This window comes from Paenibacillus sp. MT86 (assembly GCF_058792535.1).
Genome location: NZ_CM179499.1, coordinates 3,406,453 through 3,428,056, shown reverse-complemented (window position 1 = coordinate 3,428,056; position 21,604 = coordinate 3,406,453). Strand labels below are relative to the sequence as shown.

The window sequence follows — 21,604 nt, the reverse complement described above, 5'->3', positions numbered from 1 at the left end:
ATGATGATGAGGAAGTCGGCAAGAAGATGGACCGTATATCTATTAATCTTCGCGATGGTTTGTTCCTTGTTCTGGGAGGCGGGCGCTGCAGGTGCTGAGCCGGAGGATGCCGAGCCTGTGGGCAGCGTCACAGCAGATATTATTCCTTCAGATGATACGTACGTGAACGACGGTGCGGCAAATGAAAATAAGAATTATGGGACCGCAGCCACTTTGAGAGTGAAAAATATGCAGGCAGACCGTAATGTCACACGCCAGTCTTTCCTGAAATTTGATTTGCAGGAGGTTAGCGGACCTGTTCAGTCGGCTACCCTTGCCGTATACGGACACGTAACTGACGGAGCTGGGAATCAGGTGGATATTCAGCTTCATGAAGTAGACAACAACAGCTGGACCGAAAGTACGATAACATGGAAGAACAAACCTGCTCTGAGAGAAGAGATTGGATCCTTTACCGCGGATCGTCCTGCGCAGTGGTATGAAGTCGATGTGACCGATTTTATACGCAAGCAGACCGTGAACGGTGGAATTGCCAGCATCGGTCTGAAACAAAGCGCACCTATCGGCTTGGTGGTGGATCTGAACAGTAAAGAGAACCCGTCTTATCCCCCCAGATTGAAGGTTGTCTATGAACCGGCCCTGGATCAAGCAGCTCCTGTCTGGCCGGCTGGCAGCGAGTTGTCTGCAATCACCGCCAGCCCTGCTGGCGTTGAACTGCAGTGGAGCGCTGCCGTTGATGATGTAAGCGTCATCATGTACAGAGTGTTTATCAATGATGAGCCGGTTGGAGAGACCGGCGGTTTAGTCAGAAACTTCAGAACCAACTCCTTAATCGGCGGGCAAACCTATACGTTTCGAGTGGAGGCCAAAGATGCAGCAGGTCAATGGTCTGAAGGAGGGCCTGAGCTTGTATTGACCCTTCCGGAGACCGCATCTTTTGTCCCTGCCGAAGATGCTTACGTTAACAACGGGAACAGCAATATGAACAACTACGGCAGTGCAGAACGTCTTCTGGTGAAGAATGTAAATTCAGATCCCAATGTGACCCGCCAGGCATTCCTGAAGTTTGACACGGCCCCATACAGTGCGGAAGTGCGCACCGCTGTACTTCATTTGTATGGTGCTGTCACAGACGGAGGAGGATCTGTGATAGATACACAGGTTTATGGTGTCGAAGACCTTTCTTGGCAGGAGGCGATGGTCACATGGCTGACGAAGCCGGATGCGGATCATTATCTCGGTATGTTTAAAGCAGATAAGACATGGAAGTGGCACCAAGTAGATGTGACTTCTTATGTGAAGAAGCAGCGCGAGCTTGGCCTAGAGAAGATCAGCTTCGGATTACTTCAAGAGGCTCCGAATGGATTGGTTATTCAACTTCACAGCAAGGAGAACAGTCAGTATCAGCCTTATCTTGAAATTTCTAGTGATCGACAATCAGCCCAAGCTCCTTCATGGCCAGTGGACTCTTTCTTGGCAGCCTCTCATATCCGTGAAGACGGGGTAGACTTAAACTGGAGCGAAGCCGGAGGAGGGGATTCGCCAGATAGATACCGGATTCTCCTGAATGGCAGCGAAATCGGGATAGTGCCAGGTACTGAAACCGAATATTCTATAAACGGTCTCCAGGTAGGCGGGCGCTATACTTTTAAAGTTGAAGCATCTTATTCCTCACAAGAATGGAGCCAGGACGGACCCTATCTGACGGTCGCATTTCCTCGAACCGAATTGAAGCAGACCCGGTTAGGCAATGTATTTCTTCAGGGTGAGCAGGTTCAATTTGAATTGCATACTTTAAAACCTTCTGCAGAGTGGACGAGCCGTAATATGGCTGGTGCTGTCAAAGCCGCGGGGTCTGTCAATCCGCAGAACGGAATGGCTGTTATTGAGCCGTCGCAGATCGGACCCGGTTATTACACACTCGATGTATCGGTAAATGAAGCGGGTAGCGGTTCCAGCACTTTAAAAACGACCTTTGCCATTCTCTCGCCCTTTGATATCAGGACGGTTGCCGATTCGCCGTTCGGGATCGCAGCTCATCTCCACCGAACCTCAGTCGGATGGGATGCAGCTCTTGCTGAGCTGATCGCTAAAGCTGGCGCTGGCTCTGCACGCGGAGGGATGGAATGGGGCAGTATTGAAAAAACCAAAGGGGAGTATACGTTTACTCCACAGCCGGATTTCTTTATGCACAAGCTGGAGGCAGAAGGCGTTCGGCCGCTCTTTGTATCAGCCTATAACAACCCTTTCTATGATAACAATGCTACCCCATTCACCCAGGAAGGACGTGAAGGCTTTGCCGGCTATGCGGATGCATATGTCAAACATTACAAAGATCAGCTTTACGGTATTCAGGTATACAATGAGTTCAACGGAGGGTTTGGTAAACGCGGCGACAGTCCAGCCGATTCAAGGCCAGATTATTACTTCGAGCTGCTGGTTGAAACCTATAATCGGATCAAGGCCTCAAATCCGGAAATGCCAGTTATCGGTATGGCAACTGCCGGGATTCCGCTGAACTGGATCGAAGAGGTGTTTAAGCGCGGCGGACTGGATTACATGGATGTTGTAGCGGTTCATCCTTATCGCTATCCGCAGGCACCGGAAGGGATGGAGGTCGGGCTCCGTGACCTTCAGAATCTGATCAAGAAATATAACGGTGGAGAATTAAAGCCGATCTGGATTACGGAAATCGGCTTGCCTACCCATCAAACCGCCAGCGGAGTGGACGAAAAGACACAAGCTGATTATGCAGTACGGTCCCATGTTGTCGCATTGGCAAACGGTGTCGAGATAGTATACTGGTATAATCTGATGAATGATGGGCTGACTGCAGATTATAATGAGCATAATTTCGGGTTGATCCGTTTTGCTGAAGATCCGCTCGGTGCCTATGTCCCTAAACCTGCTTATGTATCCTATTCTGTGATGACACGAGAGCTGACGGGGGCAAGCTTCGAGAATCAGGAGAGCTGGGATCCGCAGATCCGAAGCTACCGGTTTCAGAAGAACAACGAATCGCTTCGCGTAATCTGGTCCGTTTCCTCAGAACCGGTTCAAGCTGCGTTAAAGACGAATCAGCCGGTCAGCATCACCGATCTCTCAGGAATTACAGAGACTTACTATCCCCTGAATGGCTCCATTTATTTAACGCTGAACGGTGAACCGGTATATGTGAAAGGGGATATCGCTGACCTAGCTTTGGATGAGACGTTTGCAATAGATGGTGAGGATCATTTCACAGGAGAACCCGTGAGCTTCAAGGTTCAAATTGATAACCAGACAGGGCAAGCTCTTTCCGTGTCCCTGGAGGCCGAGGGTGAAAGTTATCCGATCTCAGTATCTCACCTTGAAGATGAGCAGCAAATGATCACCATTCCGGAAGCCGTACATCAAAGCTATCGCCGCATTGATGTTTATCTTAAGAGCGAAGGCCGGACTTTTGGTCAACTGCGTTATGAGGTCCAGACACTGGAGGCTAGAAAAGTACAAGTGCGTCCCGTGCTGAATGAGCTGGAGAATGGCGGCTACGAAAAAAGCCTGAATGTTGTCGTGAACAATTTCAGCAAATACAATGAACTGCCGATCAGCCGCTTATCCTGGCAGGTCAATGGACAGACCGGCAGCCGGACTTTGAACACATCGGTTGAACCGGAAGGATCAGAGACTATTCAGATTCCGGTGACCGGAGTAGATACCGGTCAAAACGTGCCTGTACAGGTAAACCTGGAATACACGAAGGCCAGCGGACTATCGGGATTTGAATATAAGGGCAATCTCAATTTTCAACCGATCCAGACGGAATTCAGCGATATACCCGACATTGATCTATCAGAAGGTACCGTAAAGCTCAAAGATTATGCGGGAGTGGATGATTTAAGCGGAAAAGTCTGGCTGCGGTATGATGACGATCATTTTTATCTGAAGGCCGAAATCCGGGATGACATTCATGCTGCACCGTCAAAGGGAGAGGACATCTGGAACAATGACGGAATTCAGTTCGGATTATCCTATGGCATTCCCGGAGAGTCGAAGGAATGGTTCGAGTATGGTATAGCCGATACGCCGGAAGGACCTCAGGTATATCGATGGAAGACAGCCGGTGGTCTTCCGGATGGGACTATTTCGCTCGCACAAGCAAGCGTAGCTCGCCATGAGGAGGATAAACTTACCACTTATGAATTGGCACTTCCGTGGTCCGAACTTGCAGGCATTTTACCTGCAGCTGGAGAATCGGTAAGCTTTTCGCTACTGGTGAATGATCACGACGGCAATGGGAGAAGAGGCTGGATTGAATGGGCATCGGGAATCGGCTCGTCCAAGCAGCCAAGTCTGTACCGTTCGTTTCAATGGATTGTAAAGCCTGATACACATCCTCCCGTCGAAGAACCGGGCGGCGGTTCCGGATCTGAACCCGAAGTGCCTCCGTCAAACGTAAATCCGGGTAACGGTCAGCCCGCTCCGGAGACGAAGTCACCGGGTAATCATGCGACAAACGGGGGAATTCTTCTGCAGCCTGGCGCTGCTGGAAAGTTGTCTTTGGGCAAGGGAATACAGATTGACATTCCTGAAGGAGCGGATCCTCGTGCTCTTCGAATCACCATTCAAAAGCTGGATGAGATCGATGCTCTGTTACAGCCGGGTCAAGTTATTCTTAGCTCCGTGTACGAGGTGCTCAAAAGTCAGCCGGGCTTCTTCAAGAAACCTGTGAAGCTGAAGCTGCAATATGATCCGTCGCTGCTACATACAGGGCAGGAACCGGTCCTGTTTTATCTTGATGAGAAATCAGGACAGTGGGTCACTATGGAAAGCCAGCATGCGGATGGATATGTGACGGCAGAAACGGATCACTTCACCAAATTTGCCGTGTTCGCGGTATCCGCGCAGGAAGCAGGTTCGAGCTACCACGATCTGAACAATCACTGGGCTTCGGCCTGGATCGAGCAGGCCGTTCAGAAAGGGATTGTGAAAGGTTATCCGGATGGCAGCTTTAGGCCGGATGCTGAACTGACCCGTGCCGAATTCTCTGTCATGCTGGCAAGAGCTTTGGCTTTGCCACAAGCCCAGAGAGGCGTTACCGGCAGCTTTGAAGATGAAGATTCTATACCATTATGGGCCAGGGAATCGATTGGAAATGCCGTTTCAGCAGGGATTCTGCAAGGTTATCCTGATCACTCCTTCGGGCCTGGACGGAATATCAGACGGGTGGAGATTGCGGTGATGCTGGTCAAGGCAGTGGAACATTTGACCGGTGTCCGGCAGGAGAAAACGAAAGGCGTACTAGACAGCGGATTCCAGGATGATGCACAAATTCCTCTCTGGGCCAAGAATCAAGTGACCCACGCGGTGGAAATGAATCTTTTACAGGGACGAAGCGGAACGTGGTTTGCTCCACTGGAACCTGCTACCCGTGCCGAAGCTGTTGTTATGGTATTAAGACTGCTTGAGCATAAAATCTAGACCACTTCATTTCCACTACGCCTCCAACTGTAAACAGGAGCTGCCAACAGAAGCAAGATCTGTTTGCAATTCCTTTCCGTGGCTGCGGGGAATGTGTGTATGCCAAATCAAGTATTAACTACCAATCGGTGTCGAGGGACAAAACATAGTCCCATTGAAAATCGCTATTTAGGGCTTTTTTTTCGGAACAAGTTCTTGTCCCAAACCAAGGACAAGGACTTGTTTCCGATTACCGATTAGAAAAATGTTTGGATTGGAGGGCACTGAGCAGTTCTTCCAGGTGTTTCAATAGGTAATAATTCCATTGTGGCAGCTGGTTCAATTGTAACGAAAGATGTGCTAGCAAACACGATAGTCGCGGGTAATCCAGCCAAGGTACTTGAGCACATTTCAGAGAAACGAAGAATTAAAAAAATTAGATTAAGTAAAAGGGAAAGATAGCACTAAAATACAAGAAAGCAGCCAACCCACATAATTGGCTGCTTTTGTTTGAATTAACGGCTGTCGAGTGACAAGAACATGCTCCCATTGAAAGTCGCTAATTTAGCGGCTTTTTTATTTTATCGGTACAAGTTCGAGTCCCGAGCAAAGGACAAGAACTTGTACCGATTGCCGTAAAGGACAAGAATATGAGCCGATTACCGATTAGATAGTTGTCTAAGAACTGCCGTAATGGAATTGAAACAAATTTGGGAAAGTGCCTACTCAACGGAACAGGCGCACAAGCGTAGAAATGAGAAAAATGTGACTCCACTAACACTTGGAGATAATAGTGGCCATCGGCATAGAACAAATACGCCCATTAAGTCGGTGTCGGTGAGGAACAGGAGTAACTAAGTTCTTGTTATTTAATGCTTGTTTCAGAAAAAATCAGTATTTCCGAGCAGTTATTTGGTAAATTCAAATTTTTTTGTAACTTTGTTTGCTTTATTGGTGTTTACTAAGTTGAAGGAAATAACCTCCATGCAAGAAATAGGATCATAAATCATATGGAGAAGTGAACGTACACATGGTTATATTACAAAAATAAAAAACGAAGGAGAAGTGAAGATGTCTAAATTTATAAAAACCATAACTTTGAGCACGGCTATAACCCTCAATAAGCCATGATTTTGAAATTATTCTATGCTTTACTTCTTAGTATACCGTTTACGATTATAAATTTCAGTGCATACCTAAAAGGCAACACACCTTCAACTATGAACTTAGTGAGTACTATTCTCTTTTTAATTTTGTGGATGTCATGGGGAGGTTACAGTAACTATAGGGACAGACCGATCATTCGTTTTCTTAAGTTTAGCTCCATTTACTGTCTTGTCTCTATTGCATGTGTTTTTGTAATGTATCATATAGATTCAATACTTTTTTCAATACCAGTAGGAATAATTATTTTAGGTCCAGTATATGGGTTAAGGTATTTCTTACCCTCGGTTTCATATGAAGTATTCGGATATATCTGTGTAATAATAGTGCATGCTGTCAGTTTGATTGGTTCCTTTATAGGATATGTGACAAGTAAAAAAGCAGCACGAGAGTAAACCGTAATGGATGTTCGAGGTTTATTCTAAATTTTTCCTGAATAACAAAATTTTACGCAACTTCAACTTCCATTATTTGGTGTATTATATGTAGTAAAAAGGACGGGACGAACGGTTAGAGAGTGAGAAAGGAGCGAAAATGTGAGGACGTATTTTAAAAGCAATAGAATATTGATTGGTGTGGTATTTATAGTTTGTGTAGTAGGAGGTGTAATGGTATTCCAAAGCACATATGCTAAAAGTACGACTAATCAAAGCCACACAAATTCTCCTAACTATCCAGAAAATGAACATGGACAGACATACGGTTCTGCTGAAGAAGCCACCTCCGTTGAAATGCTGCCTGATTTAATCCATGCAGGAAGTGTGAATGGCATTAAAGGGTATTTGCTAAAAAAAGATTATCTCGGTGAACCTGGTGATGTCCCATTGTATGATGTTTATGGGACAACTATAATTGGTTCTTTTCATGTTAGCGCTAAGTATATGAGCTATCCTAAAAATAAAAACGGACAAACGTACGGTTCTAGCGCAGATGCTGCTTCTCCAGAAATGGAACCTGATTTAATCAGTGCTATAGGTGTGGATGGCACTGCAGGATATGTGCTTAAAAAAGACTTTGATGGCGAGCTACCAAACTCACCCGAGGAAGCCATTGCAATACAGAACAATAGATCACCTGATGGTCGTGATATTCCTCTGTTTGATGTTGACGGTGAAACTGTAATTGGTGTGTTTCATGTTGGAGGAAAGTAATAAAAAAGATGATAAGTGTTACGCCTCCACAATTCATGAAGCCGGTTGAAAAAATCGTGTAAATCTAAGGGAGACTTATGTGGAACGACATATTTTGAAAGACAAGGACATGATGGCTTTGAAAGTCGCATTCTATGCGGCTTTTTTAGTTTGAAGTATACTCAATGACAAAAACTTTTCTCAAGAACTAACATGAGGACACACAAAAAAAAGCCTTTAGTTACATTAAATGATAGAAATTAGTTGAGTACATTGTGCTAATTGACTTGTTTTTTAAAAGGGAGCTAAGAACATGGAATGGCCATCAATAAGAGATTTGCTTGATGTCCCATTTCACCTTACAGGAGAGAACATTGCATGTGAAGACTTCAGAAGTAGATATAAAACCACAATTATTTCAAAGAAGTGAAGATCTCTTGTCGGGGGACAAGAACATGGTCCCATTGAAAGTCGCTAATTTAGCGGCTTTTTTGTTTTTATCGGTAGAAGTTCTTGTCCCGAGTCGAGGACAAGAACTTCTACCGATTGCCGAAAAGGACAAGAACATTCAGCCGATTACCGATTAGATATATATCTAACTGGGTTTCCATGCAATTTCATTAAGCTAACGGGCAGAATTACGTACTAACCGTGTTTCTCCGCCGATATGAGAAAAAACATGGAGAAACCAATTGTTCTCCATGCTACAATGAACGCCATGGAGGTGCGTGCACATCCATGGACTATAAGCAAAGAATTCAATCCGTACTTAATTATATCGAATCGCATGTGCAGGAAGACATTCCGATGAGTCGCTTGTAGCGTTAGCCGGCTTCACCCTCATGTCATATGTACGCGGTCGCAAATTAGATCTTGCTGCCGAACGATTAAGGAATAGCAATGATAAAATAACGGAGATCGCATTTGACTACGGCTTCGAATCCCTTGATGTATTCGGAAGAGCTTTCAAACGCGTGTAGCGATTACGTACAATACCTACTAAAACCCCCGACGTGCATTATACACTCGTTAACAGAAATTATCGTGGAAAGCCAGTCCTCATCTCTGGGAGATTTACATACACGAATACCACAGCAGAGATATGGAACGTATCTCCTGGTACATACCAAGTAATGGTGACAAATTTGAACGATTTTTCAATTTGAGGGAATGGATATATTGATGCTATCTTCTAAGTATTTCCTCAACAACAAATAACATCTTAGAAGGGGTGAGTGATCATGAATAAGAAGTATTTAAGAAGAGCTATAATTATTGCATCATGTTGTCTTATATTAATGAGCGGATTTTTTTTAATCAGAGAACTTATAGATAATAAGCAACTGTTGATGGTAGTTTTGGCTCTAATGTAACTACTGGATTGAAGGCCTATCAGTCGAAGTTTGGTTTATCATCAGATGGTGTTGCTGGATCAGGCACTTGCTCGAGTATGAGCAACTATGTTGTAACTGAATCCACTAATCATTTATTTTATCTTAGTACACCGTTCAGCTCGACATATTGGGTATATTACACGCTCCAGATGAATTCCCTTCGCCTACCTTTTCATAATAATCTTAAACGAAGGTAGCTATCCCTCATCAGGGAGCTGCCTTTTTTGTCAGTTAAAATTATGATATATTCCCGCAATTGGTCACCTGACCCCGAAAACGTCTGCGCAGGAAATATTTAAGGGCTTTTTGCGGTCGGATGACAATGGTGTACTTGGCGGGGAAATTTTGCTTCCTAGAAGAAAAAGCCCCTCCGCAGTTTTACGGAAAGGGCCATCTCAAAAAATGCTTGCCTTAAGGGGTGCCCGTCTTTGACGTGAACCTGTTTGACTATAACGGGGAACATTTTGTTCTCTGAAGTCTCCGGCTAAAATCAAAAACGGACCTGACCATCGTCGTTTTAAGCCTTTTGCCGGGATGAAAAACTGTGTCAGGACGGAATGTTCATAGCAGTTTGAATGTTTTTCAGATCGAGCTGAATTTGCTCTGGAATATGGTAGGGATGATATAAGCCATGCTGCACCATGTAATTTGATATCTTCTCATGAGAGTCTATGGCTTCATCGAGCTGTTTCATCAAAATTTGCTTGATTTCGGGGGTGGCACATTCGGTCACAGCCATGGCGTAGTTTCTGACGCTGCTCTTGGCGTTCATCAAAAAATCCATTGCGATCACGTCATCGGTCAGCATATGAAGACCAGTCATGTGTTCTAATATTGGGTTCATTTTTTTATCTCCTATACAGTCGCTTTAGACAGCACTCCACCGAGCTCCTGAAGCTGCTGTTGTGATAATGTCGCATCTTGTTGCAAAATTTGCTTGAGCTCCGGGTCGGTTACCAGAGCTTGCATGGTCTTAGATTTAGTCATGCAAACCGTCTTGAACGCAGCTATTTCATGCACCTCGAGCATCTCATGCAAAGCGTAAGTTGAATTCATTCAGATTGTCCTCCCATGTATCTATTCATATTTAAGGCTTTAAGATGACTTTAATGCAATCATCCGTTTTCGTATCGAACACTTCATAGCCCCGCTTGGCCTCACTGAGCGGAATGACGTGCGTAATAATGTCGCCAGGGTCCACTTTGCCAGACGTAACCAACTCGTACATATATGGCATGTAGTGAATGACCGGAGCTTGTCCGGAACGGATATTCACGTTTCGCTGCATGATGTCACCGAGCGGGAATCCGTTATAGCGTCCGCCGTATACCCCAGTGACTTGAATGGTTCCGCCTTTGCGGACAGCCTGAGATGCAATGATAAATGCGCTCATGGTGCCGCCTTGCAGCTTCAAACCGCTGGCTAAAAATTCAAGGTCGCTCATCTTGCCGTCCATTCCTACCGCATCAATCACGACATCGGCGCCGCCTTTGGTCATTTCCTTGAGAGTGTTCCCAATATTCTTATCCTGTTCGAAGTTTACGATTTCCACATGGTTCGTTCGCTTCGCATGCTGTAAGCGGTAATCGACATAGTCGACGGCTATAACCCGCTTAGCTCCTTTCAGCCAGCAGAATTTCTGGGCCAGGAGTCCGACCGGACCGCAGCCGAGCACGATGACCGTATCTCCATTCTTTACGCCGGCGTTGTCTACGCTCCAGAATGCCGTCGTCATGGCATCAGCGATCAAGCTGAGCTTTTCGTCCGGTTGTTCGCAGTTTTCAGGAATCTTAAAGTGGGTAAAATTGGCAAATGGAACCCGTAAATACTCGGCTTGCCCGCCAGGATATCCGCCGGTCGTTCCGGAGTAGCCGAAATATGCGCCCATATCCCCGTGTTCGTTTGAATTGTCACATTGGCTTTCCAGCTGATTCTTACAGTAAAAGCATTCTCCGCATGCGATGTTGAAAGGGATGATCACCCGGTCGCCTTTCTTTACCTTGGTCACTCCAGGACCTACTTCTTCTACGATCCCCATCGGCTCATGCCCGATGACATAGTTTTCCTGAAGGTTAGGGATCATTCCGTGAATCAGGTGAAGGTCCGAACCGCAAATGGCGGAACTGGTGACTCTTACGATCATATCGTCCGGTTTCTCTATCTTCGGATCCGGCACCTCTTTGACCACGACATTCTTAATCCCTTGATACGTTACCGCCTTCATGCTTTATGTCCTCCAATATGTTCATCTGGGGTCCGATCAAACATCCCTTTACGCGACGTATCATCCGGGAACAAATTCATCTGCCCGATCATCACCGTATTTTTCGCTGAAAGCTGGTCGAGTTGGTACTGTTCGTTCAGTTCGTAAGGATGGAACCACTTTTTGCGAATCATGAGCTCCGTGATTTCTTGGTGCATAGCAATACCTTGTTTAAGCTGAGTGTGCAGAAGGGCTCTTACATCCGGTGAAGCCGCTTCCGTCAGGGCGATGGACAAATTACGCACACCTTCCTTGGCACGAACAAGGAAGTCCATGGCAAAAGTCATATCTGCCATTTCCGGCATATTTAATGAATTAATCGGGTCTAAATAATCGGTATTCATTTGAGCTCCCCTTAATGTGTTATAGGTGTCGGACTACTCGGAACAGGTGCTTGGAAAGGAGCTTTCGCGTAAATTGCTTGCAGCTCGTCGATCTGTTGTATGGATTGAATGACGTCTTTCTGCATTAAAGCTTTTAGCTCTTGGTCAAAGACCAGGCCTTGCATCAGTTTTGACTTGGCGAGGCACAGCGTTTTAAAGTTTAGAGCTTCATGCAGTTCCATCGATTCGTGCGGCGCTAATGTTGGTTTGTTCATGGAGAAATGATCACCTCCTTTTTTTCATCAACGTTAGATTTTCCAACGAATCGGATCTTATACTAAAATGGATTGCGGGAGCTGGAAGATCCGAATATTCCCATACAGTTGCAAGAATATAAACAAAATCTTAATCCGATACTTATTTCTGTTTTAAATGATCTTGCAAAAGGGAGGAGGACTCACTGTGCCAAATAAAAACAAAATTGTTCTAGCCACCGAAAATGCAAGAAAACCGGCAGAGGGTTCACTTAACTCGAGTGGAAATACACTGGAGCAGCATGCATCTAACGCGGTTTCTGAGGTGGAGACAGCTTTAAATCAGGCAATAAGCTCGTTAAATGAATCTAATGCAACAAATTCACAAGCGTTGGAGACGGCCCGGCAGCAATTGACCCGAGCAGAGGAATTCTTAGATCAAGCGCAAACTTCAGCAAACGCATTACGTCTGCCGGACCAACAATAAAACGGTCTTGGAGCTGATAAGCTTGGCAGAGATTTCCCTTCTTTTTCGGATACAAGTAGGGGCACTAATGTCGAGGTATGTCGTATGTCTATTGTCGAGTAGACGCTGTGGATGATGTTACCGAACTTACGCCAATATTCTCCGCAGGGGCAAATGACCTGCGAAACGCTCGGAGCAACGTTTTTGTCATAGAACACGGAGAGTTACCTTCAAAAGGCTTCGGCTTGTGCCGAAGCTTTTTGTTTTTTGAGCTGTCTCAGACATTTCCAAAAAACTTTATCGGATCCGGATATGATTACGCATCGAAAGCAACTCAGGAAGGGAAACGGTATACATCATGTTAAATTGTGCTACCGTCGGCTTCATTGTATTTTTTATCGTCACCATAACGCCGCTGATACAGAAGCGAATATAAAACTTGATCTTTTACTATGTAAACTACATATTCACAAAAACATTGCAACCTCTGCTGATAAATCAAGGGTTCTTTGGCTTGTTACACAATTCTAACATGTTGTCCTCATAATTTTTAGAACCACTGTTTGTTGATCTGTACTTGGTATTACTAATGATAAAACAGTTTTTATTGAAAAATTCAGATTTAAGCCAACCAATTGCTTGGATGAAATCACCTGCAAAGGTTCATAATAACCTCGTTGTGCAAAATACATGTTCAGGTGATGGTAACCATGGTATGGAACAAGTTAACGAACGTGCTTGACCGCAGCAACGAGGATTCCTCGGGAAAGAATGAAATCCCATTAACAATGGACGCCCTCAGACAGATATTAGTCAATATGTCCGATGCGGAAGTCATTGAACGTCCGGCTCTTGACGAGCGGACAATTACTCTCATTTATATAAGAACTTTAATCGATTTAGAGCGCCTGAATGAATCTGTCATCGGGCCGCTTAGTGTCCTTACCGATAATACAGTTTGCGAATGTATCACAGCGTCCAGTATTTCGGAAGTTACCAGTCAGCAGAAAGCGAAGCTGCTTCTTATGCAGGGCTCGGTGCTGGTGCACGACGACAGAATTAACCGGTGGTGGGCGGTGTCTCTGCCGAGTTCCTTGGGTCGCAGCATCGAGTCTTCCGATACGGAAACCATTATCTTAGGGCCTAAAGACAGCTTCAGCGAAAAAATCGATGAAAACATCACGCTCATTCGCAGGCGGCTACCGACGCCTGATCTGAAAACTGAACAATACTCAGTTGGTTCCCTCAGCAAAACCACGATCGTGATCATGTATATGGAAGGCATCACCAATCCGAAGCATGTCGCCGTAGCCAGAGAGAAAATCGAGGCTATTGATTATGATATGATTCTGGAAGCGTCCCATCTCGGTTTTTTTATGGAAGACCATGTCCACAGCGTTTTTCCGCAATTTATGCAGACCGACCGACCGGATGCTTCAGCATACTACCTCGGTACGGGTAAGCTTGTCATAATGGTGGGAGGCACGCCCTTTGTTCTGATCGCTCCCATGACGTTCTTCCATTTGTTCCATTCTCCCGAGGATTATATTAACCGCTGGATCGTGGCCAGCTTCCTTCGGCTAGTCCGCTATCTAAGCTTCATTCTTTCCATCACATTAATTCCGCTATATGTGGCATTAACGACCCACCATTATCAAATGGTTCCGCTGCAGATCCTGTTCGTGCTTCTTGATTCCAGGAGCAAGCTTCCATTTACGCCTTTCTGGGAAGCCTGCTGCATGCTGATTACGCTGGAAATCATAAAAGAAGCCAGCCTACGAATGCCCGCCAAGTCGGGCCAAACGCTGGGGGTCATCGGGGGGATCGTGATTGGTCAAGCAGCAGTCGAAGCAGGCTTTGCCAGCAAGGTGCTGATCGTGCTTGTCGGAATCTCGGCCATCGCTTCATTCCTGGTGCCTAACTATATGATCACGAAAGCCAATACGATTGTTCATTTCGCTTTGCTCATTCTAGCCTCTTACCTCGGACTTCTGGGTGTCGTGCTGGGTATTATTCTGCTGCTCATCCACCTGAATGGGCTATCTTCCCTCAGACAGCCATATTTTGCACCGGTCGCCCCTTTTTTCTGGAGAGATTGGAAGGATCTATTCATCCGGGCTCCCATGCCATCATTAAGAAGCCGGCCAATATTTTCGAGCCCCCTGAAAAAGTGGAGATACAGCCGAAGGAGATGATCGCGTGTCAGAAATATCGTTGTTCCAGAGAGATTCCACGTTTGGCGGCAAGTATATCTTTCTTATCGTGAATCGCCTTCAAATGCTGTACTTTGTGCTGCTTATGCCCCAGTATCTAGTTCATCCCTATATGGTCTGGGCCATCATCATTGTTGGCATTATATCCAACATTAATCTGCTGCTGCTTGCCAAATGGTTCGCTTCGCCCTATGCCAGCAAAGGCTATATCGGCTTCGTCGAGCTTTTCGGCGAAAGGAAGGTTCGTTTGTTCTCCTTCATCGGAATGCTGTTCATCTTTGTCAAGATTACGGTGACTACGCTTGGCTATACCGAAATCATACATCAATTCGTGCTGCCGTCCTTCCAGAGGGAATGGCTGCTTGCTTGCCTATTTGCTGTTGGCTGCTATCTGGCCGTGAAAGGCATGGAGAAGACGATTCGTTTCATCTTCATTGTCTATTTATGCTCGTTCTGGTTGATAGTGCTGTACATTCCTTTCTTCTTGCCTCCTATCGCCTCGATACCTGATCTGTACCCGATCATTCCGATAGAACGAGACGAAGGGATTTGGAAGGGCATGCTGCTGATCTGGGCATCGCTGTCTGGACCTGAATACCTCATATGCATCGGTGCCTGGTTCAGCCCCCGGGACAAGCTGCTTAAGCCGATGGCGATCGGGAACGCATTGACGATTGTGGAATATCTGGCACTGTTTATCGCGTCGACGTTGTATTTTGGGCAGGAATATTTGAGAAAAAGCAGCTACCCGGTCATCAACATGGTTCGCTATTTGCAATCGCCGATCTTCGAACGTCTGGATATCATGATGATTTGTATCCATTTTTTCCACTATGTGTTTGCCATTGCTATGCTCATTCTGCTGTTCTACGGTTCTCTCCGGATCATTGCGGGGAAAGCCAAGAAACCAGCCAGCAGATCCGGCTTCATTGCGAGTTTCATGGTACTGTTTCTATGCATGCTCATCGTCTACCACTGGTTCTGGAAATCCGGTACACAGGGACATTTCTGGCCGGTGCTTCAGGTCTGTTTCGCTGCGGTATCCTTCTTGGCGGTACCCGTCTTTATGGTAGCCGCTGTAAGAATAAAGGGGCGTGCCTAACATGAGTTGGAGAACGAAAGCCACATTATGGGCTATGGCGGGTATTCTATTTGCAACTCCAGGATGCTCAAGCCGGGATTACAATATTATTGAAGAAATCGCACCTATCATTCTCTGGACCATCGATCAGGGTCAGGACGGCATGCTGGAAATAAGCCTTCTGGTGCCTCCTCTAGGCAAAGAAGAGAAAAAGATGATAACACTTCATACCGATCTTCTAAAGGAGGGTAAAAAAGAATTTAACCGAAGCTATCATCGGGAGCTGAAGACCGGCCAGAAACGGGTCCTGTTCATCAGCGAGGAGTTTGCAAGGCAAGGGATGCAGCCCATTATCGACACCATACTAGCGGATCCCAAATTGTCCATGCGCCTTTATTTGGCCGTATATCGGGGAGATTTACAGGGGTACTTGCAAAAGAAGATTAAGAAGGATCCGCTTATCGATTATTATATATATCGCAACTTCAAGCATTATGAAAGCAGAAGCCCTGGGGAAATGACCGTCGTCAATCTGCATCAATTTATGAAAAATTTCTATTCACCGCTTGCGGATCCGGTTCTGCCCGTATTTCAGGCGGATCAGAATAACTTAACCTATGAGGGAACCGGTCTATTCCGTACAGATAAACTGGTTTCCGTATTGAGCCGAACCGAAGAACAAATGTTCCAGCTTCAGTACAAAAATCATCGCCTTCAGGATCTTTCTCTGCCAGAATTGTCGGTCAACGTCAGCGATGTCCACGCCAAGTCCGACTGGAAGGTGGACCGCAAACAGACGAGAGTAACAATTAACACGGAAATCCGATGCCGAATCGAGGAGTACCACGGAAAAAAAGATTTACTGGACCCTGCCCAGTTAGACGAGCTTAACCGGAACATCGGAGCCTATATGGATAAACAAACCGTATCGCTTTTCAAAAAAATGCAGGAGCTGAAAGTGGATCCTTTAAACATGGGATCATACGCTTCAGGGGCTTTTCAGAGTCGGATCGAAAGAAAGGATTGGCAAAAAGAATGGCCGCAAATGAAGGTCGAGGTACATTACAAGATATTTATGGAGCCGCTGACAAATTCGCTCAGCGGAAGCCGGTAATGGATAAAAAATGATCTGGTGTTCATAAGCGTTCTGCCGCGAAGCTTCATACATCAAGGCTTCCCGGCCGATCACTGCCAGCGATAACAATACCAGCAGCCATGTAAACCAGAAGGCCGCTTGTCAACAGAGGTTCCATTTGCCCTCGGAAGGGATTCTGATCCGAAACGCAAAGCAGGCTCCGCAAATGGACGGGTAGGAGATGCAGTATATCTGAACGTTATTGTTGCGGCTGCAATCATCAACTTAATGATGACGAAAGTTAGTTGCATCCTAGGAACTGTGCGAAGTCGGGATTGTCCGTCAGGTTCGCTTTGCGATGATTTAAGTGAAGGATAACGTCAAGGGTATGTAGTCGAAACAATCAGAACAAACTCAAAGCTCATACTCGCCTTTTATTCCAAAAAGATTTTTATGTCAAATTGTGTAGAATTATTGAAATGTTTGCGATTCGCAAATATAATAAAGCTAAAAATTTAATACATAATGCACAAACTTCTAACACTTCTAATAGCTGATCGCTCAATTACACTCATTAAACATATGTCAATCTTGCAAGGGAGGTGTTACCCTATGTCAGATTCTTTCAATGAACAGGAGATATTAAAGCTATTAAAAAAACTAGACCAAGTTTCTCGTTCTCAGGAAATGGAAGGGACAGGAGCATCCCCATCAGTTTCCCATAGTATGAACACTGATTATGAGGTCTCAGATGGGTATATTAAGGTGGAACATGGGAAAATCATCGTAGGAAACCCAACCAATGGTGGCCAATTCCCGACTATTAAAGCAAACTCGCCTGTTAAACTGTTGGTGGATGGCCAAGAGATCAGAAAGGAAACGAAGGTTTCTTCTGAGAGTGTGGTAGAGTGGAAGATTGAAGAGAATTCTCTATTTGAGGTATCGGTCTCAGAAGATAAATTAGAAGCCTATTTGACCATAAATCGCATACAGAGGTGTGCGTGGTTGTTAGAACAGAAGACTCCCTCATTGAATGTAACACTCGCTGCAGAGGAAGATTTAAATATTATTTTAGAAATTGTAAACCTACAGGATATTCTTACGATAGTTGAAAATATGAACATTAAAATGAATCTTGATGTAGCAGCGATTCAGGCCGAAATCCTGCAACCTTCTTTTAAACCAATAATAATCGGAAGAGGTAAGGCACCCGTTCAAGGTGAGGATGCACTACTGGAACTGTTCTTCTCTGAAAATATTGAAAACATCTTTAACGAGGTACGAGGAGTAATGGATTATAAAAATCATATGAACATTCCCTCTGTTAAGAGCGGTGATGTCATTGCTAAGAAGACACCGGCAGTTGAAGGACTGACAGGGTATGATGTATTTGGCAATGTGCTGCTTCCCGATCCAGTCAAGGAGATTCGCATTACTGGTAAGGATAATGTAGAAATCACATCAGATTTCATCGTCATCGCTCGGAAAGAGGGGAGACCTCGAGTCACAGGTAATCATATTAAATATTTTGATATCAACACCGCTTATATAGTACCCGGTAATGTTGATTTACAAACAGGTAATATCGTGTTTGCTGGTGATGTGATCGTTCATGGCGATGTTATGGATAACATGATTATTGAATCCCTCGGTAACATTTATGTGTCTGGCAGTGTTTTCAACTCGACATTAACAGCTACCGGCAGTATTGCAGTGAAGGGGAGCTTCATTGGAAGTCATTTATATTCCGGGTATTTTGGTATGTTCTACAACAGGCTCAATAATAGCTCTAAACAGTTGATGGAAATTCTAGAAATAATGATGGAAAACGTAAGGATATTGATATATGAAATCAGTAAAAAAAACAAGCAGGTGCGGTACGGACAAGTGTTGTTGTTAATTACAGAGAGTAAATTCCAGCAAGTCCGGGATCTCGTAAAGGAACTGCTTGAAGTTGTTTCAAGTTTACAGACTTATAATATAGATAATCTACAGCAATTAAAATATTACTTGGAGTTATTCTTACAGCCCCCAAAAATTGTTGAAGTTATGACAGCTCCTCGTATGGAAGATTTTGTTCGGATTTTAAAAGAAGCATTCATGAGAGTTGCCTTAAGTCAGGAATCCCATGTGCAGATTAATGTTAACCAAGGACAGAACTCAACATTAAAGTCCAATGGAGATATCCTGATTCGAAAAGAAGGAGTTATTCAATGTGATCTCTATTCAGCAGGGAATATCATTTTCCTGTTGGACAACGCTGTATGTCGAGGCTCAAAACTTGAAGCAGGTGATACCATATCTGCCATGTATGTAGGTGGGATTACTGGCGTTGCAACCAGTCTTAAGGCAGGGAATAAGATTATAATTAGGAAAATGTTTGAAGGACGGGTCACCGTTGATCGATATAGTATGGACATCTTTGACCCAATTGAGGGTAAAACGTTTGACCGCAACAGCTTTAAACGACATAATTGGAAGGCGGGTGATTCATATTGATCAGTTCATCGGGAGAAGGTTAAAAAGAAACATCTATTCGAGGCAAGGCAGCTTGCTTCTTTCACAGAACTGTATTTTGGACCATCACCATATTAATCTCTTGCATCAGCACGGTATCGATTTATGGAAAGAAGATCCCCAATATGTTACGGAAATCCTAACAAAAGAAGCGGTTTTAGAAGTTCAAGCGATCTTCGAGAAGATTCGTTACCAATCCGAACAGCTTTCCAATCAAGATATACAAGAAGCAATAATTCCGAAGATCCAACAATTATGTATCAACAACCTATCGAATGTTATATTGGAGCTAAGTAAGAAGGATAATTATACCTATCGTCATTGTATAGGTGTTTCCCTCATCTCATATTTAATCGGTAAATGGTTAGGTTTAAAGGATGAAGAACTACAAAATCTCGCAATTGCTGGTTTATTGCATGATCTTGGAAAGATCAAAATCTCTGACTCGATCTTAAATAAAACAAGTAGCCTTAGTGCCGATGAGTATGCCGAGATGAAACTTCATACTCATTTCGGGTATGAAATGATTCGGAATATTTCAGAAATGACGGAACAACAAGCCCTAGTTGCCCTTCAGCATCATGAAAGAGAAGATGGCAGCGGATATCCGTTTAGGATTGCGGGGGTGAAGATTACACTTTACAGCAAGATTGTAGCGGTAGCTGATGTGTTTCATACCATGATCTCCGAACGAACATACAAGAAACCCATACCTTTGTATCAAGTGTTTGAGGAAATCTATAATCGTGGTTATAAATTATTTGACTCTATGGTTGTCCATTGTTTCATAATGAACATGATGATCAGAATGGTCGGCGATCATGTGATTTTGACAGATGGTCAAGTAGCTCGAATCGTTATGCTTCATTCAGATGACCTTATTAATCCTTTAGTAGAGGCTAATGGGAATTTTTATGATTTACGGAATTCTGAACATAAAATTTTGGATTTTGTATACAACCAATAACTTTACCAGAGGAGGGTCCTTTGAGTCTCTATGTTAAAAACACTACGAAAGAATAGAAAGATGACTATGCAGGAGGTTGCAGACTCAATCGGTGTAGCTAAAAGCACTTATGCCTGTTATGAACTAAATCATCGGCAGCCACCGATCGAGGTGTTGCATAAGCTATCCATACTGTTTGACACATCCGTTGACTATATAATCGGTGCAACAAATATTCCTCATCCCCCCCAAGATAAAGATATGAATGCGAAAGTGATTCTCAAGAATTCCAAGCTTCATTGGGATGGCATACCATTAACGGAGGATGATCTTCAAATCGTTCATGATCTACTTGAAATGGTTGTTCAAGAACGGAGTAGTTCTAAAATCAAGAAAGGGTTACCAAGAACTTGAGATTGCTTGAATTCGAGGTGTAAATAAAAAAGATGGAAGAAATAATCGAATCCATGAAGCATTATAAGCTGAGCAAAGAAATAAAAAAATTACTGGCACAAATTCATCCAATGAATAAAGGACAAACTGATTTATCCAACTTGTTTGAAAAACTCTACCATGCAGATTTAATAGGGATGCAAGAAAAACTTTCTCTTGAAACTAGAATGTATCTAAATCAATATTGTCTGGCTATGGAAGAAAAATTAAACGGTATGTTATGTGTTGTATATTTATATGAAGAAAATGAAAAAAGATTATGGCTTGGTGCTGGACCGAGTATGCCGGGAAGTTATAAAGAATATTCTCATGGACTTGATGTGAAACTAGATATTCTAGGTGGATCGGAAGTACCGGTATACATCAGAAACGTATTAATTGTAGATGATATTTATCGCAGTGAAGACCTCGTTACATTAAATCATAAGAAAGCAATGTTGGAAGACGGATTTAAATCATATTGCTGCACTCCATTAGGATATCAGGATAAGATGATCGGGTTCACCGTGTTGTTTTCTGATCAACAAAGAGACTTTACTGACTATGAAATCGATATGTTTCAGGATAATCGCAATCAAATTGAAAAAAAATTGTCTCAAATCAAAGATGACATGATTTTCTTATTAAAGAAACAACAAAAACTCGATCAGTTAGCCTGAAAGACCGATCCTCCTCTGAGGCAAAGGGATGGAAGCTCCGTGGAATAATTATCTAGATTGCTTATGATCATCCAGACGACATAAACTGTCTCATCACTCAAAACAATCATCAGTTTTATCTCCGTTTTCTGTTCAAGCGAGTTGCCGAACTGGCTGGCCGACACATCTATTTCCTTGTTGTCCAGCTCCGGCAGTATTAGCTATTTCAACTCATCTCGATGCGCTAA

18 protein-coding genes are annotated in these 21,604 nt (G+C 44.1%); 13 read left to right on the top strand and 5 right to left on the bottom strand.

Annotated elements, in window-relative coordinates; all coding sequences use genetic code 11:
• The 5 genes from AC3RCL_RS15205 to AC3RCL_RS15185 all read left to right on the top strand — a co-directional run bounded on the left by AC3RCL_RS15205 (nt 1) and on the right by AC3RCL_RS15185 (nt 9,324).
• Nucleotides 1-5,460, top strand: coding sequence for a CBM96 family carbohydrate-binding protein (locus AC3RCL_RS15205; RefSeq protein ID WP_492536131.1), 5,460 nt, complete (start codon nt 1-3; stop codon nt 5,458-5,460).
• A 1,751-nt stretch (nt 5,461-7,211) separates the two neighbouring features.
• Nucleotides 7,212-7,754: a hypothetical protein gene (locus AC3RCL_RS15200; protein ID WP_492536130.1), complete on the top strand. Its 543-nt coding sequence runs from the start codon at nt 7,212-7,214 to the stop codon at nt 7,752-7,754.
• Between the two features lie 359 nt (nt 7,755-8,113).
• A complete protein-coding gene (locus tag AC3RCL_RS15195) occupies nt 8,114-8,320 on the top strand; it encodes a hypothetical protein (protein WP_492536128.1) in 207 nt (68 codons plus the stop codon).
• A 255-nt stretch (nt 8,321-8,575) separates the two neighbouring features.
• The gene (locus AC3RCL_RS15190) at nt 8,576-8,713 is read left to right on the top strand and encodes a helix-turn-helix domain-containing protein (protein ID WP_492536126.1); all 138 of its coding nucleotides are present in this window, start codon (nt 8,576-8,578) and stop codon (nt 8,711-8,713) included.
• A 401-nt stretch (nt 8,714-9,114) separates the two neighbouring features.
• Nucleotides 9,115-9,324, top strand: a complete 210-nt coding sequence (locus AC3RCL_RS15185; protein WP_492536124.1) for a hypothetical protein — start codon at nt 9,115-9,117, stop codon at nt 9,322-9,324.
• A 350-nt stretch (nt 9,325-9,674) separates the two neighbouring features.
• On the opposite strand, the gene AC3RCL_RS15180 is transcribed toward AC3RCL_RS15185, so the two are convergent.
• The 5 genes from AC3RCL_RS15180 to AC3RCL_RS15160 are packed head-to-tail and all read right to left on the bottom strand — an operon-like array spanning nt 9,675 to nt 11,988.
• The gene (locus AC3RCL_RS15180) at nt 9,675-9,971 is read right to left on the bottom strand and encodes a spore coat protein (protein ID WP_009594198.1); all 297 of its coding nucleotides are present in this window, start codon (nt 9,969-9,971) and stop codon (nt 9,675-9,677) included.
• Nucleotides 9,972-9,982: 11 nt separating this feature from the next.
• Complete coding sequence (locus tag AC3RCL_RS15175) at nt 9,983-10,183, bottom strand: hypothetical protein (protein ID WP_100537101.1); 201 nt, start codon at nt 10,181-10,183, stop codon at nt 9,983-9,985.
• Nucleotides 10,184-10,214: 31 nt separating this feature from the next.
• Entirely contained in the window at nt 10,215-11,351 is a 1,137-nt protein-coding gene (locus AC3RCL_RS15170) for a zinc-dependent alcohol dehydrogenase (RefSeq protein ID WP_100537100.1), read from the bottom strand.
• The gene (locus AC3RCL_RS15165; RefSeq protein WP_009594188.1) at nt 11,348-11,734 is read right to left on the bottom strand and encodes a spore coat protein; all 387 of its coding nucleotides are present in this window, start codon (nt 11,732-11,734) and stop codon (nt 11,348-11,350) included. The genes AC3RCL_RS15170 and AC3RCL_RS15165 overlap by 4 nt, the downstream gene beginning before the upstream one ends.
• Nucleotides 11,735-11,745: 11 nt before the next feature.
• Nucleotides 11,746-11,988: a hypothetical protein gene (locus tag AC3RCL_RS15160; protein WP_009594190.1), complete on the bottom strand. Its 243-nt coding sequence runs from the start codon at nt 11,986-11,988 to the stop codon at nt 11,746-11,748.
• 187 nt (nt 11,989-12,175) lie between these two features.
• On the opposite strand from AC3RCL_RS15160, the gene AC3RCL_RS15155 reads away from it, so the two are divergent.
• From AC3RCL_RS15155 to AC3RCL_RS15120, 8 genes are all read left to right on the top strand, one after another.
• On the top strand, nt 12,176-12,454 hold the full coding sequence (locus AC3RCL_RS15155; protein ID WP_100537099.1) for a hypothetical protein: 279 nt from the start codon (nt 12,176-12,178) through the stop codon (nt 12,452-12,454).
• A gap of 689 nt (nt 12,455-13,143) precedes the next feature.
• The gene (locus AC3RCL_RS15150) at nt 13,144-14,628 is read left to right on the top strand and encodes a spore germination protein (protein ID WP_100537098.1); all 1,485 of its coding nucleotides are present in this window, start codon (nt 13,144-13,146) and stop codon (nt 14,626-14,628) included.
• 4 nt (nt 14,629-14,632) lie between these two features.
• Nucleotides 14,633-15,748, top strand: coding sequence for a GerAB/ArcD/ProY family transporter (locus tag AC3RCL_RS15145; protein WP_100537097.1), 1,116 nt, complete (start codon nt 14,633-14,635; stop codon nt 15,746-15,748).
• A gap of 1 nt (nt 15,749) precedes the next feature.
• A complete protein-coding gene (locus AC3RCL_RS15140; RefSeq protein ID WP_100537096.1) occupies nt 15,750-16,841 on the top strand; it encodes a Ger(x)C family spore germination protein in 1,092 nt (363 codons plus the stop codon).
• Between the two features lie 573 nt (nt 16,842-17,414).
• A complete protein-coding gene (locus tag AC3RCL_RS15135) occupies nt 17,415-19,301 on the top strand; it encodes a flagellar assembly protein A (RefSeq protein ID WP_165789632.1) in 1,887 nt (628 codons plus the stop codon).
• Entirely contained in the window at nt 19,249-20,286 is a 1,038-nt protein-coding gene (locus AC3RCL_RS15130) for an HD-GYP domain-containing protein (protein ID WP_245256185.1), read from the top strand. The genes AC3RCL_RS15135 and AC3RCL_RS15130 overlap by 53 nt, the downstream gene beginning before the upstream one ends.
• Before the next feature lie 30 nt (nt 20,287-20,316).
• A complete protein-coding gene (locus AC3RCL_RS15125; protein ID WP_100537093.1) occupies nt 20,317-20,679 on the top strand; it encodes a helix-turn-helix domain-containing protein in 363 nt (120 codons plus the stop codon).
• A gap of 32 nt (nt 20,680-20,711) precedes the next feature.
• Nucleotides 20,712-21,377, top strand: a complete 666-nt coding sequence (locus AC3RCL_RS15120; RefSeq protein WP_100537092.1) for a GAF domain-containing protein — start codon at nt 20,712-20,714, stop codon at nt 21,375-21,377.
• The last annotated feature ends 227 nt before the right edge of the window (nt 21,378-21,604 follow it).

What these genes read in the sequence shown, in the direction of transcription:
- AC3RCL_RS15205 (WP_492536131.1), top strand. Translation starts at nt 1, where the DNA reads ATGATGATGAGGAAGTCGGCAAGAAGATGGACCGTATATCTATTAATC.
- AC3RCL_RS15200 (WP_492536130.1), top strand. Translation starts at nt 7,212, where the DNA reads ATGGTATTCCAAAGCACATATGCTAAAAGTACGACTAATCAAAGCCAC.
- AC3RCL_RS15190 (WP_492536126.1), top strand. Translation starts at nt 8,576, where the DNA reads ATGTCATATGTACGCGGTCGCAAATTAGATCTTGCTGCCGAACGATTA.
- AC3RCL_RS15180 (WP_009594198.1), bottom strand. Translation starts at nt 9,971, where the DNA reads ATGAACCCAATATTAGAACACATGACTGGTCTTCATATGCTGACCGAT.
- AC3RCL_RS15175 (WP_100537101.1), bottom strand. Translation starts at nt 10,183, where the DNA reads ATGAATTCAACTTACGCTTTGCATGAGATGCTCGAGGTGCATGAAATA.
- AC3RCL_RS15170 (WP_100537100.1), bottom strand. Translation starts at nt 11,351, where the DNA reads ATGAAGGCGGTAACGTATCAAGGGATTAAGAATGTCGTGGTCAAAGAG.
- AC3RCL_RS15165 (WP_009594188.1), bottom strand. Translation starts at nt 11,734, where the DNA reads ATGAATACCGATTATTTAGACCCGATTAATTCATTAAATATGCCGGAA.
- AC3RCL_RS15160 (WP_009594190.1), bottom strand. Translation starts at nt 11,988, where the DNA reads ATGAACAAACCAACATTAGCGCCGCACGAATCGATGGAACTGCATGAA.
- AC3RCL_RS15150 (WP_100537098.1), top strand. Translation starts at nt 13,144, where the DNA reads ATGGTATGGAACAAGTTAACGAACGTGCTTGACCGCAGCAACGAGGAT.
- AC3RCL_RS15140 (WP_100537096.1), top strand. Translation starts at nt 15,750, where the DNA reads ATGAGTTGGAGAACGAAAGCCACATTATGGGCTATGGCGGGTATTCTA.
- AC3RCL_RS15135 (WP_165789632.1), top strand. Translation starts at nt 17,415, where the DNA reads ATGTCAGATTCTTTCAATGAACAGGAGATATTAAAGCTATTAAAAAAA.
- AC3RCL_RS15125 (WP_100537093.1), top strand. Translation starts at nt 20,317, where the DNA reads ATGTTAAAAACACTACGAAAGAATAGAAAGATGACTATGCAGGAGGTT.
- AC3RCL_RS15120 (WP_100537092.1), top strand. Translation starts at nt 20,712, where the DNA reads ATGGAAGAAATAATCGAATCCATGAAGCATTATAAGCTGAGCAAAGAA.